This is a genomic window from uncultured Mucilaginibacter sp., from assembly GCF_903913935.1.
In the GTDB taxonomy this organism is placed as follows: Bacteria; Bacteroidota; Bacteroidia; order Sphingobacteriales; family Sphingobacteriaceae; genus Mucilaginibacter.
This window is the reverse complement of record NZ_CAIWNH010000327.1, coordinates 1-14,968: the sequence shown is the minus strand read 5'-3', so window position 1 is coordinate 14,968 and position 14,968 is coordinate 1. Positions and strand designations below refer to the sequence as shown.

The 14,968-nt window shown below is 42.7% G+C and carries 15 protein-coding genes; 5 read left to right on the top strand and 10 right to left on the bottom strand.

Annotation, left to right across the window (positions count from 1 at the left end):
- The 6 genes from QZY09_RS12950 to QZY09_RS12925 form a co-directional block, all read right to left on the bottom strand.
- On the bottom strand, positions 1-803 hold an 803-nt coding region (locus tag QZY09_RS12950; protein WP_295673001.1), incomplete at its 3' end, for an aspartate carbamoyltransferase catalytic subunit.
- 157 nt (positions 804-960) lie between these two features.
- Positions 961-1,506: a bifunctional pyr operon transcriptional regulator/uracil phosphoribosyltransferase PyrR gene (gene pyrR, locus QZY09_RS12945; RefSeq protein ID WP_295672999.1), complete on the bottom strand. Its 546-nt coding sequence runs from the start codon at positions 1,504-1,506 to the stop codon at positions 961-963.
- A gap of 124 nt (positions 1,507-1,630) precedes the next feature.
- Entirely contained in the window at positions 1,631-2,470 is an 840-nt protein-coding gene (locus QZY09_RS12940; RefSeq protein WP_295672997.1) for an RNA 2'-phosphotransferase, read from the bottom strand.
- 13 nt (positions 2,471-2,483) lie between these two features.
- Positions 2,484-2,885 (bottom strand): ACT domain-containing protein, encoded by a 402-nt coding sequence (locus QZY09_RS12935; RefSeq protein WP_295672994.1) that lies wholly within the window; start codon positions 2,883-2,885, stop codon positions 2,484-2,486.
- Between the two features lie 69 nt (positions 2,886-2,954).
- On the bottom strand, positions 2,955-4,919 hold the full coding sequence (rpsA, locus tag QZY09_RS12930; RefSeq protein WP_295672992.1) for a 30S ribosomal protein S1: 1,965 nt from the start codon (positions 4,917-4,919) through the stop codon (positions 2,955-2,957).
- Between the two features lie 230 nt (positions 4,920-5,149).
- Positions 5,150-5,839 carry a hypothetical protein gene (locus QZY09_RS12925; protein ID WP_295672991.1) on the bottom strand — a complete coding sequence of 230 codons (690 nt, stop codon included), beginning with the start codon at positions 5,837-5,839 and terminating at the stop codon, positions 5,150-5,152.
- A gap of 312 nt (positions 5,840-6,151) precedes the next feature.
- Between QZY09_RS12925 and tyrS the strand changes: the two genes are divergently transcribed.
- Genes tyrS through QZY09_RS12910 form a run of 3 tightly spaced genes read left to right on the top strand, consistent with a single transcriptional unit; the run spans position 6,152 to position 8,413 of the window.
- Positions 6,152-7,435 (top strand): tyrosine--tRNA ligase, encoded by a 1,284-nt coding sequence (tyrS, locus tag QZY09_RS12920; protein ID WP_295672988.1) that lies wholly within the window; start codon positions 6,152-6,154, stop codon positions 7,433-7,435.
- A 37-nt stretch (positions 7,436-7,472) separates the two neighbouring features.
- Positions 7,473-7,961: an antitoxin Xre/MbcA/ParS toxin-binding domain-containing protein gene (locus QZY09_RS12915; RefSeq protein ID WP_295672986.1), complete on the top strand. Its 489-nt coding sequence runs from the start codon at positions 7,473-7,475 to the stop codon at positions 7,959-7,961.
- The gene (locus QZY09_RS12910) at positions 7,961-8,413 is read left to right on the top strand and encodes an RES family NAD+ phosphorylase (protein WP_295672984.1); all 453 of its coding nucleotides are present in this window, start codon (positions 7,961-7,963) and stop codon (positions 8,411-8,413) included. Before QZY09_RS12915 ends, QZY09_RS12910 begins: the two co-directional genes overlap by 1 nt.
- Before the next feature lie 93 nt (positions 8,414-8,506).
- Here QZY09_RS12910 and QZY09_RS12905 read toward each other — a convergent pair whose 3' ends face one another.
- Positions 8,507-9,169, bottom strand: coding sequence for a PH domain-containing protein (locus tag QZY09_RS12905; RefSeq protein ID WP_295672982.1), 663 nt, complete (start codon positions 9,167-9,169; stop codon positions 8,507-8,509).
- Between the two features lie 113 nt (positions 9,170-9,282).
- Positions 9,283-10,260 (bottom strand): acyl transferase, encoded by a 978-nt coding sequence (locus QZY09_RS12900; RefSeq protein ID WP_295672981.1) that lies wholly within the window; start codon positions 10,258-10,260, stop codon positions 9,283-9,285.
- Between the two features lie 126 nt (positions 10,261-10,386).
- On the opposite strand from QZY09_RS12900, the gene QZY09_RS12895 reads away from it, so the two are divergent.
- Both QZY09_RS12895 and QZY09_RS12890 read left to right on the top strand, forming a co-directional pair.
- Entirely contained in the window at positions 10,387-10,869 is a 483-nt protein-coding gene (locus QZY09_RS12895; RefSeq protein ID WP_295672980.1) for a DUF1203 domain-containing protein, read from the top strand.
- Positions 10,870-10,964: 95 nt separating this feature from the next.
- Positions 10,965-11,648, top strand: a complete 684-nt coding sequence (locus QZY09_RS12890) for a lipid-binding SYLF domain-containing protein (RefSeq protein WP_295672979.1) — start codon at positions 10,965-10,967, stop codon at positions 11,646-11,648.
- 36 nt (positions 11,649-11,684) lie between these two features.
- Here QZY09_RS12890 and QZY09_RS12885 read toward each other — a convergent pair whose 3' ends face one another.
- The gene (locus QZY09_RS12885; RefSeq protein WP_295672977.1) at positions 11,685-12,023 is read right to left on the bottom strand and encodes a hypothetical protein; all 339 of its coding nucleotides are present in this window, start codon (positions 12,021-12,023) and stop codon (positions 11,685-11,687) included.
- 158 nt (positions 12,024-12,181) lie between these two features.
- Positions 12,182-14,614, bottom strand: coding sequence for a penicillin acylase family protein (locus tag QZY09_RS12880; RefSeq protein ID WP_295672976.1), 2,433 nt, complete (start codon positions 14,612-14,614; stop codon positions 12,182-12,184).
- Positions 14,615-14,968 lie beyond the last annotated feature (354 nt).

Below are 14,968 nucleotides of genomic sequence, written 5' to 3'. Positions count from 1 at the left end.
TTAATAGGGCCGGGGTGCATTACGATGATCTCTTTGTCAAGTGAGTCCAGTATCTGCTTATTCAAGCCGTAAAGCATGGTATACTCCCTAAGGGATGGAAAGTATTTAATATCCTGCCGTTCCAGTTGTATGCGGAGCATATTGGCTACATCGCACCAGTTAAGGGCCTTCACCAGGTTATGTTCCACCTTTACGCCCAATGAGCCGATATATTTAGGGATCAGCGTAGTGGGGCCGCAAACCATCACCTCGGCGCCAAGTTGTTTAAGGCATAATATATTTGACAGCGCCACACGTGAATGCAGGATATCACCCACGATCACCACTTTTTTGCCTGCCACATCGCCCAATTTTTCGCGGATTGAAAATGCATCCAGCAAAGCCTGGGTAGGGTGCTCGTGCGCGCCGTCGCCGGCGTTAACGATCTGGGCCTTCACGTGTTTTGAAAGGAAGATGCCTGCACCTGCGTATGGATGGCGCATTACCACCATATCTACCTTCATGGCGAGGATATTGTTTACGGTATCAATTAATGTTTCGCCTTTGCTTACTGAGGAGGAAGAGGCAGCGAAATTGATGGTATCAGCCGATAAACGGCGTTCAGCCAGCTCAAATGACAGGCGGGTACGCGTTGAATTTTCAAAAAATATATTGGCTATCGTGACATCTCGCAGCGACGGGACTTTTTTAATGGGCCTGTTTAATACCGTTTTAAAATTATCGGCGGTTTCAAATATCAGTTGAATATCTGCCGCGTTTAAGTCTTTGATGCCTAAGAGATGTCGTGTTGAGAGTCCTGCCATTTTTTTATTTCGGAATTCGGATGTTCGATTTCGGATTTAATTTCCAAGCGCGCATGCCCGATTTTTAATTTATGATTTTATATAGTTTTATGCTGATTTGCCTGCCAATTTAGCCTTATAAAATTCCGAAATCGAAATTCCGAAATCCGAAATAAGACTACTTCGTTTCAGATAGCAATACAATCTTATCTTCCCCATCCGTCTCTTTCCAGCTTACCACCACTTTTTGCGATGCGATGGAGTCAACTTCAATCCCCACATAATCTGCCGATACCGGGATATGCCTGGAATAACGGCGGTCGACCAGCGTAAGTAACTCTATTTTTTCAGGTCGGCCAAAAGCCTGCAGTGCATCCATGGCTGCACGGATGGTGCGGCCGGTCCAAAGCACATCATCCATCATGATGACTTTTTTGCCTTCGATAATAAAATCAATTTTTGTTTGATTGGGCACCAGTTGCGATTCGCGGCGGCGGAAATCATCCCGGTAGAAGGTAATATCAAGATCGCCCTGAAGGATCGTTTTGCCGGGTAATATTTTGCGCAGTTCTTCGGCTATGCGTTTGGCCAGGTAAATGCCCCTTGGCTGTATACCAATAAGCACCGATTCTGAAAAATCATTATGATTCTCGATCAACTGACGACATAAACGCTGTAATGTAATTTGAAATTTTTGACCGTCGAGCAGTGTTGGGTTTTGCATCGTATGGGTGGATTTGGGCAAAGGTAATAATTTTATTTAAGTCCGAAAGTCAGTAAAGTCCGAAAGTCGGCGAGAAAAATCAAACATATTTTATAAATAATCTGTCTAATTAAATGGAGCAGCTTTAATAAATCAAATAATAGTCTTTTTGATCGCCGATCAGTGCATTTTCGATCCAATGCGAAAACGAATCATAGGCGTTAGTCCATGGACAATTTATATCAACCTGTTTTCCCTGCCAAACAAGATGTACCAAATAAACTTTCAAATCAGAATTATCCAGAAACAAACAATCGTCACAGTCATGTCTGCGTAAAATCAATTCAAGGTTTGGGGTTTTGTCAAATAAAATGTGTCCGTAAGCCAATTCAGTTTTCAGTTGTTTCAACAGGCCTGTCTTCTCATCCTGGCTTGCTATTTTCCATGGGTTGAGGCTTATAAAGTCACTGGGAATTTTGTCAGTGAGCCAAACATTGTCACTTGTTTTAAAGAATTTTGATCCCTCTTGGGACAAACCTTCAGCGTCAATTTCAATTATAATGGGTTTACCGTGCCTTTTTCCTACCTCAATCGCCATTTCCATAGTTTCTGAACAATGAACGAATTGGCGTTGCATTGGAAGTATTCCCATTTTAACAATGCTGCTTATTTTTTTGGTGCTGGTTCCGTGATAAAGTAATTTTGGCGGTGTTACACTTTGGCCCGATAAAACAATTGGTATTGAATGACCATGGGTTGCCCTGATTTTGGATTCATCTTCATTAAATTCCCATCTTATTTTATCAAATGAATGATTTAATGAACGAATATCATTAAGATCGAGCTTTTGACCTTTTAGATTTAGGGATTTCAATAGGTCTTCGGTGGAAACCCAACCAAATTCATCCGCAATTAAATCGCCGTCATTGGGATTGTGGCGCAGCCAATAACTAATAAGCTTGCTGGTGTCTTTTTGGTCAAACATTTGTTAAAATTAGCTAAAAATTCCCTTTCGTTAACTCTTCAAGCACCTGAATCGCTTTTTCAGCATCCTGCTTCGCTACAAAAATATTATCGTGATAATAAGCAGCCACCACATTACAACTTATCCCTGCTTTTGCCAAAGCATTTGAAAATGCAGCGGTGAGTCCAACCGCTTCAAGGGAAGAATGGACGGTTAACGTTATCCATGCTGCGATATAGCTATACTTTAAGTGTAAACTATCTGCAATATTTTTATCCAGGATGACCGTCAGCCCTTCTTTTTCTTTAAAAGAACCAATGATTAGGGATGGATCGATGATTTGCGCGGCGGGCATCAAACAAAAAACGTAGTCACCATCATTTAGGGTGGGGTGCATGGTTTTTAACAGTTCATTGAGGTTGGTTTCGCCGGCCATATCGTTCGATTATAAAAAAAGCCCTTCCGGATTGTTCCGGAAGGGCTTAAAGGAAAATTTATTTAAAGCTTATTGAGCTTCTTCTTCAGATGCTGGTTTTTTTACAGCCTTGCGGGCTTTATTTTCAGCGCCTTCCATTTGCTCTTTTAACTGTGCCAATACGCTCAGATCGCCTAAAGTTGATTTTTCAACCGACTCTTTAACTTTCTTCACTGCATTGCTGGCAGATTTTGCTTCCTTTTTACGGGTTTCAAATTCCTGAACCCTTGCTTCTGCACGGGCTTCTTCCCAGATGCGTGAATGAGAGATAACGATACGTTTGTTTTCCTTGTTAAATTCAATGATCTTGAACTCAGCAGCTTCTTCAGCTTTTAAGCTCTTGCCATCTTCTTTAACCAGGTGTTTGGTTGGGCAGAAGCCTTCAACACCATAAGGTAAAGCAACAATAGCGCCTTTATCAGTTACTTTGATAACGGTACCTTCATGGATCGAGTCGATAGTGAAGATGGTTTCAAAAGTATCCCAAGGGTTTTCTTCCAGTTGTTTGTGACCTAAGCTTAATTTGCGGTTGTCAACATCAAGATCTAATACTGACACATCCAGTTTTTCACCAACTTTAGTGAATTCATTTGGATGGTTGATCTTTTTAGACCATGAAAGGTCGCTGATGTGGATCAGGCCGTCAATGCCGTCTTCCAATTCAACAAACACACCAAAGTTGGTCATGTTTTTAACGGTAGCGATGTGCTGAGTGCCTACGGCATATTTTTCAGCAGCATGCTGCCATGGATCAGGCGTTAATTGTTTAATGCCTAATGACATTTTGCGTTCGTCGCGATCTAATGTCAATACCTGTGCTTCAACTTCGTCACTAACTTTCAGGAATTCCTGAGGGTTGCGAAGATTTTGAGACCATGACATTTCAGAAACGTGGATCAAACCTTCAACACCAGGGATGATTTCAAGGAATGCACCATAATCGGCAACAGTAACAATTTTACCCTTAACATGTGATCCCACCTGAATTTCTTCAGAAAGGCTTTGCCAAGGATGAGGAGTTAATTGTTTTAAGCCTAAAGCGATACGTTTTTTCTCATCATCAAAGTCAAGCACAACAACGTTGATCTTTTGATCCAATGATAAAATTTCGCGCGGATGCTCAATACGGCCCCATGAAATATCAGTGATGTGTAGTAAACCGTCAACACCGCCAAGGTCGATGAATACACCGAAGTCGGTAATGTTTTTAACGGTACCTTCCAGAATCTGGCCTTTTTCAAGTTTGGCAACAATTTCTGTTTTTTGGTTTTCCAAATCGTCTTCGATCAGCACTTTGTGCGATACCACTACGTTTTTAAACTCGTGGTTGATCTTAACAACTTTGAATTCCATTGTTTTGCCCACATAAACGTCATAATCCCTGATAGGTTTAATGTCGATTTGTGAACCTGGTAAAAAGGCTTCAACGCCCATTATGTCTACAATCAGACCACCTTTAGTCCTGCTCTTAACAAAACCAGTGATGATCTCATCATTGTCGAGTGCAGAATTAATACGTTCCCATGATTTTTGAGTTTTAGCGCGTTTGCGTGATAATACTAACTGACCGTTAGCATCTTCCTGCGATTCAACGTAAACCTCAACTGTGTCACCGATCTTCAGATCAGGTGTATCACGGAACTCAGAAACTGATACCAAACCGTCAGATTTAAATCCGATGTTCAATACCACATCTTTGTTATTTACATTTACAACAGTACCGGTGATGATCTCGCCTTTTGTGATAGAACTGAAAGTTCCGTCGTACATTTTTTCAAGTTTCTCGCGGTCTGAGTCGCTGTAATTGCCGAATTTTTTTTCATCGGCGTCCCAATCAAAGTCAACATTTGAAGATGTAACATTTGATTTGATCTCTTCGATCGAAATTGAATCAGCCTCTGATTCAATAGTTTCCTTTTCCTGAGTAGCTGTAACTACGTCGAGTTCAGCTTCCTTAGCTTTAAGTTCTTTTTCTGCTTCCTGTTTTTTTGCCATTAAATAAATTTTCTCCTTTTCCCAATTTTCTAATTGGGACTGCAAAGGTAGAGATATAATTTTGTTTGATAAAAATTTATTTGAAGTAAAAAAGGGATATTTGATTGATTTTGACCAGCTTTTCAACTTTTTTCGCTGTTTTTCAAGAGTGAAACAGCGAAAACCATTGAAATTATACCCGGTGTAGTGGATTTTAATTTAATTACGTCATCGTAAATAGCACCAGGCGGTTAATAAGAAAAACTCATTTTGTTCTCTATTTCTTCAAAAATAGACATAAAATCATCCAATAAACTTTCACGATAAGTGGTCAAAACATCGTTCATCGCTGCTTCCTGGCCTGGCGTAAACGGGTCTTTCCAGATCCGCATGCAGATCCTTTTTAAGGCATAGGCTATTTCCCTGGTATCGGCATAGCTGTATACGTATTTGCTTTTTTTAAAATCGGCATAAAATTTAAAAAAGATGGCTGTGTTTTTTAAACCTGACGATCTTAGAAATTCATCAACAATGGGTGTTTTGCAGCCGTCAAGATGATCATAAAAGCCATCTACCGTAACTTTTTTTGTAGTAAGCAGCAAGTTGTCCAGGATTAGTTCGAGCGCGATATGGCCTAAAAAGAACGGTTTGACCGGCGAGCCAACCATCGCTGGAAGCAGTTGTATTTTTAACTGGTGCGAGTGGGTTAAAAAAAAATCGGACGAATGAAAAAAGCGATCCACCAGCAAGTGTTTGTTCCAGCCGTTGATGATAGAATTTACGTCATGATCCTGGTGGCTAAGTTTTTCGGGATGAATGATCACCGTTTTGTCGGCATTTTTTAACAGATCGGGCATAACAGTACCTAACACCATGTAGCAGTTGGCAGTATCCCGGTCGAAATAAAAGTGCGACAAAAAATTCATAAGCCTTTTTTGCAAAATAGTAAATATTTAGGATTTCACCGATTATTTAAAAATGATTTCACCGATTTTATTTGGAGATTACACTGATTTGATGTAGGGATTACACCAATTTTATTTGGGGATTACACCGATTTTAAATAATGATTTCAGTGATTATTCTCATCGCAGTTTCTAAATCACAGTTTAATGATTAATTAGTGTTAGCGGTATTTTATAATCCTTGTGTATTGAAATCGGCGAAATCATGCGATAATCGGTGTAATCGTATATTAATATTCTTTTATCTTTGGCGTCCCGGTAGCTATCGGGATACGAAAATATATTTATATGAACTTTGTTGAAGAATTACGTTGGAGGGGTATACTGCATGATATTATGCCCGGTACTGAAGAGCTGCTGAATAAGGGTATGGTTTCGGGCTATATCGGTTTTGACCCTACTGCCGATTCGCTGCATGTAGGTAGCCTGGCGCAGATCATGACGCTGATCCACTTTCAGCTGGCAGGGCATAAGCCATTCGCGCTGGTTGGCGGCGCTACCGGTATGGTGGGCGATCCGTCAGGAAAATCTGCTGAGCGTAACTTACTATCTGAAGAAGCATTGCAGCATAACCTGGCGGGGATTAAAGGACAGCTGGAGAAGTTTTTGAACTTTGATTGTGGCGCCAATAGTGCCCAAATGGTAAATAACTACGATTGGTTTAAGGGTTTTACCTTCCTGAATTTTATACGCGATGTAGGTAAGCACATTACCGTTAATTATATGATGGCCAAAGATTCGGTGAAGAACCGCATCAATGGTGATACAGGTATGTCGTTCACCGAATTTACTTACCAATTGGTACAGGGGTATGATTTTTACTATTTATGGAAAAACCATAACTGCGCCCTGCAAATGGGCGGCAGCGACCAGTGGGGCAATATTGTTACCGGTACCGAACTGATCCGCCGCAAAGATGCCGGCGAAGCTTTTGCGTTAACCACCCAGCTGATCAAAAAATCAGACGGCAGCAAGTTTGGTAAAACCGAAGGCGGTAATATCTGGCTGGATGCTGAAAAGACATCGCCTTATAAATTTTACCAGTTTTGGTTGAATACCAGTGATGATGATGCCAAAACCTATATCAGGATTTTTACATTATTTAATAAGGAAACCATAGAGGGCCTTGAGGCTGAACAGGATGCAGCACCGCATTTGCGTACCCTGCAAAAAGCTTTAGCAAAAGATATCACTATTCGGGTACACGGCGAAGCTGAATATGAAAAAGCCATTAAGTCTTCCGAGTTTTTATTTGGCAATACAGGTATTGAGTTTTTAAATGAATTGAGCGATGCAGAAGTGCTTGCGTTATTTGATGGGGTGCCTAATCATACTGTTAAATTGGCTAACCTGGAAGAAGGTATTAACATAGCGGATCTTTTAGCAGTGCATACCACGGTATTTGCATCAAAAGGCGAGGCTAAAAAGATGATACAGGCTGGTGGCGCATCTATCAATAAGATTAAAATTGCTACTGTAGACGATATTTATAATACAGCTACATTGATAAACGGCAAGTACATGGTAGCGCAAAAAGGTAAGAAAAACTACTTTTTAATTATTGCGGAATAATTTGCAAATACGACAAATAGTATTTATTATTGTATAAATGTCGTATAAAAAAGCAAATACCAAAAACATAGTGAATGAACCAATGGTAGCTTATGTTACTGCTGGTTCTTCAAATCCGTTTTACAATTTATTAGGCGGCAATAGCGTAAGCCTTACTAATGATCTGGATATCATTAAGCTTGCGCGGCAGGGTTTCTCTAAGCAGGTATTAATGTCGCTTGCTAAAAAAATATCATTAAACCTGCAGGAGTTAGCTTATATCCTCCATATTTCTGAGCGCACTTTGCAGCGTTATGATGATAATGAAATTATAAAAACTGAGTACGCCGAAAAGGCAGTTGAGCTTGCCCGCCTGTATACCCGCGGCGAAGAAGTATTCGGCTCCATTGATAAGTTTAAGCTATGGATAAAGGCGCCCAGCCTTGTTTTTAATGGCGAAGCCCCTGTTGCTATGCTTGATACCTCTGCCGGTTTTGATATGGTTTTCAAGGAGCTTGGCCGTATTGAGCACGGTATTTTTGCCTGATGGTACTTTACCGCATCACCAAATGTAATTATGGCACTGACCTTAGCGGTACCGGCGCACGTTTATATGGCGGCCGCTGGAACAGCGAAGGGAAAGCTGCCCTTTACCTCGCATCGTCACGCTCCCTTGCTGTATTAGAAGTTTTGGTTCACCTGCCGCCCTTAATGATCCCCGAAGGTTATTGCCTGGTGGAAATAGAAGTGCCGGATAACAGCGTAAAACACATTAGCATCGACGAACTCCCGGATAACTGGAAGGATGTTGCCGGCCCGGTGGCACTAAAACGCATCGGCGACGAGTTTTTGAAAGACCAGCAGTATTTATTGATGAAAATGCCATCCTCCATTGTAGCCATGGAGCATAATTACCTGCTTAACCCGCAGCATTCCGCTATGAAAAAAGTGAAGATATTAAAGTCGGAGCCGTTTGACTTTGATGGAAGGCTGGTTTAGGGGGGAGTCATTAGGTCATTGGGTCATTATGTCATTTGACTATCTGTTCAACCAATCCAATGACTTAATGACCCAATGACTCAATGACATTCCTTACAAGTCGCTCAACAAATCGAGTTTTTTGTGATTGTACTCTTCCTGCGAAATGAGGCCGTTATCAAACAGCATCTTTAATTTTTTCAATTTTTCTGTTAACTCATCTGGTTTTGGTGCTTCCTGTACCACTGGTGCAGGGATATGTACTGGTACAGGCTCTGGTGCCGGAACAACGGGTGCTATTGGTTGTTGGGTGATGGCACGTGCAGCGTTGTCGAACTGTACGGAGCCTGACTCTGCGCGTTTTTCTTCCAGGTCGCGTAAGCGGCGGGCTTCACGTTCAGCTTCTTTGCGTTCCTGAGCGTATTGGTATAGTTTACGGGCCTGTACTTTGGGCAGGTAATCAACCCCCATTTCGGCGCCGTTGGTGGTGCGTACGCTGAATATAGCGCCTATGATCTCTTCCTTAGTGAAAACATCAATGATATCTTTCCAAACAAAATCAACAAATTTTAAAGTGAGGCCTAAATTGCCGGGTGTGAAAATTAAGATACGTTTGTTGGTTAAAGCCACACAATCCGGAAATAAGTTAACGATGGGTTTTTTTTGTACCGCTATGTATATGATCTCTTCGCCTGTAGTTAGCAGGTCGTTAAGGCGCGAATAAACTTTTTCAACTGCTTTGGGGTCCTGTTCTTCGGTCAAAAATTTATCTATCATGGTTTTGTTTTAATGCTTTTGGCAAAAATAAGAATATTATGTTAGTTGCGTGTTAAGTTATCTGAACACTAATTTTCACGAATTATTTCGAATTACACAAATTGAATGTCCTTTTATTGAACCAACAGGTTACAACCGCGTATGTCGGAATTATCAAAGCGGCCTAATACTTCAAACGAGTTATCAGTATAAATCCTGCCAAGGTCCTGCGTAGCGATAAAGGCACATGAATTGATATTTGCCAGGTCGATGACATTGATGCCGCCTGCTTTGCCGCCGTTCAGGATGCTCATTGGGTCGTTGGTATCGCGGGTAATAATGCGCATCCACGGCGGGCAGTTGAATATGCCTTCGCCTTTTGAATAGGCCTGCGACAATAATTCCGTCATCCCATACTCCGAGTGTATTGCGCTAACGCCAAAGCCGCAGCATAGTTGTTCGTGCAGTTCTTCGCGGATCATCTCTTTTCTGCGGCCTTTCATACCGCCGGTTTCCATCACAATCAGTTCCGGGAAATCAACTTTATAAGTTTCTATAAAATCAAGCAGGGCAAAGGTTACGCCGATGAGCAAAGTTGGTTTACGAGCTTGCTGCTGCTTTTTTAATTGCTGATATAGTTGATCATGATCATACAAAAAGAAGCCGCTTTCCGGATTTTTTGATTGTTTGATGAGGTCGTCGGCCATGTAAATGAGCGACGATCCTTCCCGCTCGAGGTAGGAGGGCAGCAGCGCCAGTATAGTGTATTGCCCAATGTCGCCATAAAACAATTGAAAAGCAGCCCTGAAGCTGCCGGTATACCAGCTTACATCTGTTACAAAATGACTGCTGGTGATAACTCCTGTAGTGCCCGAACTGGTAAAAGTAACGTCAACCGGGTCGGCGGAGCTTAAAACGGCATGCGATTTAAAAAACTCAATCGGCAAAAAAGGAATATCGTTTACAGCGTTAACTGATTTCGGATCAATATTCAAACCGCTAATAAAGCTCCGGTAAACTGGACAGGCTTTTGCCTGGTATTGAAACACTTGTAAGGCAGCATTATTAAACTGATGCTCATTATTAATAGAAAATACCTGCTGCCTGTTCATTGGCGCAAAGATAGGGAGGTTTTGATTTGAAAATTGATGAATTTGAAGATTTGAAAATTATAGCAAGATCCGGGTTGGAGTAGGGGTTGATTTACTTGAATTTTGAATGATCAAACAATAAAAAACATGAAAAAATTTAAAATTGTACCGCTATCCAAAGCTTACGCGCAAAGAATAAGGCATACCATGAAGGACGATTTCGGGCACCAGGTAACTGAAAAAGTGGCTACCGGCTCTGGCCCTTGCAGGGTATCATTAAAGCCCTTTATGAAAGGCGTTGATCAACGGATGTTGTTTACCCACAGCCCTTTTGCCATTGATAATGCCTTTAACCAGCCCGGCCCGGTTTTTATTAATAGTGAAGAGGTGGAGGAATACAGCGATATTTACCGCTTCCCGCCGGAAATTAAGGCCAACAAAAAAAGCTTCTCTTTAACCCTGTTAGGATATGATAAAGACCAGCAAATGGCTTTTACGCAATTGGTTGGCGATGCTGACGTGGATGAGCTGATCGCAACTATTTTTGATACCCATCCGGAGGTGGAATACCTGCATGCGCGTAATGCCGAAGCCTGTTGTTATATATGCCAAATTGAAAGATTAAATTAAAGCCAAAGCCAATAAATGCAAACATCTGTTCGTTTACAGGGTTATTACTTCGATATAAAAATTATTTTTGCACCCGATTTTAAATAAAATAACCCATGAAAACGATTAGATTTTTGCTGATACCTGCACTGCTGACTCTTTTATTTGTAACGGTTTCGGCCACAAAAGACGAAAGTAAGGAAGTTGAAAAGATCCACAGCGCTACCAATGTTTTAAAAGATTTTGACCAGATGAAAGAAAGCATCCCGCACGACCTGATACAGGATTGTGAAGGGGTAGTGATCGTACCCGAACTGTTAAACGCCGGTTTTGTAGTTGGCGGTAAACGTGGCAGGGGTATTGCCATGGTGAAACTTGAAAACGGCAAATGGAGCGATCCTGTGTTTATTACGCTTACAGGCGGTAGTTTCGGCTTCCAGATAGGTGTACAGTCGGTCGACCTTGTGATGATCTTCCGTCACAAAGGAGTACTCACTAAAGTAAAAAATGGAGACTTTACTATTGGTGGCGATGCATCGGCCGCAGCCGGTCCGGTTGGGCGCAGTACGTCAGCCAATACCGATTACACTATGAAAGCCGAAGTATATTCCTACTCGCGCAGCCGAGGCTTGTTTGCAGGTATTACTATCAATGGCTCAAATTTGGGTATTGATAAAAAAGCCAACGCCAATTTTTATGGATCGGATATTAGCTCCGAAGATATTTTTGGAATGGGGAAAAATGATTCAGAAGCGGTTAGCGAACTGAAAAAGACCCTCAGAGGAATGGAAAAAGACTAACTTTCATTATTAAAAGAAATAATGGGCGTTTGGGATTTACTTCTCAAACGCCTTTTTTAATAATACCCCTGATAAAGCCGACATCCCGCCAACCAAACCACCTATCAGCGCTGTTATTAGCAGCAGCCAGATCCAGTTATGTGGCAAGGGGAACAATAACACTACCCGGCTGGCCAGAATATGGTCATTAGGGATGCTTTTAAACAGGGCAAGCACCGTCCACCCAATAAATACGGCTGCAAAACCCGACCAAAAAGATAGTGCAGGAGTTTTACCAATAAAAAAGGCTGCGCCAAAGGCCGCTATGGCCACTATCCACCAGGGTAAAAAGTAACCGCCGGCAAATGATAATATCAGGATGATCAAAAAAAGCATAAAATCAAATTTTATTAAGCATTAATTTTTAGGTTTTAACACAGAGAAACAGAGAAGGCACAAAGAGCGCCGAGTTTTAATAATTGTTATCGCTCTGCGCGCTCTGCGTCTTCTTAGCGCCCTCTGTGGTTAAACATTATTTTACTAATTATTAATAGCTACCGAAGCGTTAAAGTCGTTTTTATTCTTTTGGATTGCTCCTCTGCCGAATTCAAAAACAACAGTTCATTCAGCTTGCCATCCCGCCAGGTAGTAAACATATCGTTATAAAAAAAGCTGCCGGGGTTGCCCGATTCACCGCCGGGGAACACGCCATAGCCCATTACCCTTGGCCCCATTTGCACCACCATGCGCCACGATGGTCCGTTGTTTCCGCGTAGGGCATTGATAACGCCACCTGTACCGCCTGTAAAAACCTGCCCGGTACCAAAGCCCGGCAAACTTGCCAAATGGTCAACAAAAGTTTCCTTTACATTGCCCCATTGCCATTTTTCGCCGGGTGGGCCTAATTTGCGCAGCATTTCATCAACCACGTTAACAAATGCCTGGTTAACTAGGTCGGCACAGGTTTCTTTTTGCGGCGTAGTTGGGTTGTCAAACCATTTGGAGCTGGGCTCCGTAAGCAATAACTTCTCAGTATGGTCAAACGACGGCATTTTCAAAAAAACCTTGTTATCGCCGAAATTAACTGCCCAGGTGGTATCGTAAAATTTAACCCACCATTTATTAAATATGCTGGCCCCAATTGCGTTGGCAGCATAGTGTTTATCCCAGGCTTTAATAATGTTATAAGCTTTTAGCTGGTCGGCATGCAGTTTTGTTGGGTCGATGTATTTCAGCATCGCCGGCAATACATCCTGCGCTAAAATGCTGTAATTGTCCATTTGCATCAGGCGCATACTATCAACCGTGGCATGCTGCATGGCACTTAGCTTATCGCTGATGCGTTTGCCCCGGTAATATTGCTCATAACGCCAGTTGATATAGTACGGGTATGATGGATCGGTAGGCGACTCATTGGCCGAGCGTACAAAACCTTGTGCGGGGTTTTTAACCGTAGGGTTCTGGTCGTAAGGGATCCAGCCGTGCCAGTCGTCGGCGGGGTCGCTGCCATCCAGCACAAACTTGCCCTGGTCTTTATATTTCAGTGGGAATTTGCCGTTTGGTGTTATGGCGATGTCTTTATCGCTGCTTGCAAAAATAAAGTTTTGTGCAGGAGCAGTAAAATAGGTGAGGGCCTTGCGGTAGTCGTTATAATCCTTACCCCGGTTAAGCAGGTAAAAGCACATAAACTCGTCCGATTCATCGTGCGCTATCCACCTTAAAGCATCGCCAACAGGGATGTTTTCATGATGGCCTGCTGTTTTTTCAGTCGAACTATCATAAACCACAGGGCCATGTATGGTGTACAATACGGTATCAATAATGTCCTTTTCGCCAAGTACTTTTATGGTTTCAATACGCTTGTTAACCTTGTTCCATTGGTTGTTGTACCAGTATTCGTTTTTGGTATTATCCTTAAATTTTATCTGGTACCAATCCAGCACATCGGCATCCACATTGGTAACGCCCCAGCTGATCTTCTGGTTAAAGCCGATAACCACACCCGGCGCACCTGGAAGGGATACCCCGCAAACATTAACCGTTGGCGACGACATTTGCACCTGGTACCATATCGAAGGGAAAGTTAGATTGAGGTGTGGATCATTGGCTAAAATAGGGTAGCCGGTAGCGGTTTTATTGCCGCCAATGGCCCAGTTATTACTGCCTATGCCCGGTACAATTTCTTTTGTTTTAATGCCTTCGGTCATCTGCGCCGTAAAACCTTTGGATGGCTGCGGAATGGGCAGCGGTTTAAAGTTCCATTTGGTGCCTGCCGGGATGATCGGGTCCTCGTGGAAAGGATAATCCGGGAAAAGATCGTTTACCTCTTTGGCGCCAAAGCGTTTCAGGTCGTTGGTCAACCCAAACTGGTCCGAGCCGCCTGCAAGCGTTTCCGACATCAGCTTCAACAGGAACACGCAGTTAATAGGCTGCCACTCTTCGGGCTCGTAATTCAGCAGTTTAAACTCCAGTGGGTAGTCTTTTTGTGAAAGCGAATGGATATAACTATTAACCCCCTCGGTATAGGCCAGCACCACCATTTTTGATACCGGGTTTTTCATGATGCCTTTCAGGCTGTTCTCGGCGCCGTAAACCATGCCCATGCGGCGGTGGTAGCGGTCGATATCCAGGGCTTTTGGCCCCACAATTTCGGCAAGTCGGCCCGATGCGCTTCGGGTTTGGATATCCATTTCCCATAGGCGGTCGCGGGCGGTAACAAAGCCCTGTGCCAGGTAAAGGTCGTGGTCGTTTTTGGCGAAGATATGCGGGATGCGGTGATCATCGTATTGAACGGTCACCTCATCCGTCAGGCCGGTGATCTTTAAGTTTTCGGCAGGGAGTATGTTTTTGCTTTCGGCATTTTGCCAGAAACCGGTTGAGGGGTTAAGGAATGCGCCCAACGGGGGTACGGGGCCGATCTTAATATCCAGCACCCATATTAACCCTATGGTGATCGCCATAGAAATGAAAGCCTTTGTAAACTTCATTGCAGGAATTTTATTGAGCCAAGGTAAGGAAAAATGGAGATGGTTTTTTGATGGAGAGGAAGATTTTAATTTGATAGGTGAATCGGGAGATAGGTTTACCCATCGCCACCAGTCATGCCGTCCGCCGATTGGCGGATCGGCAGCCCACGGATAGGTATGCCTCTGACAGGTTGCCGACAAGCAGGCGGCTCAGCGCTTGGCTACTTAGCGCGCGTTTACTTAGCATGTGGGGTGCTGAAATAAATTCAGCATGACATGGGGGAGGTTTGTGTCTTGTCCTGAAATAGGTTTACACATTAGTAAACTACAGATGGAGCAAAAAATAGAATTAGCAATTCTTTATGATCGGAATGT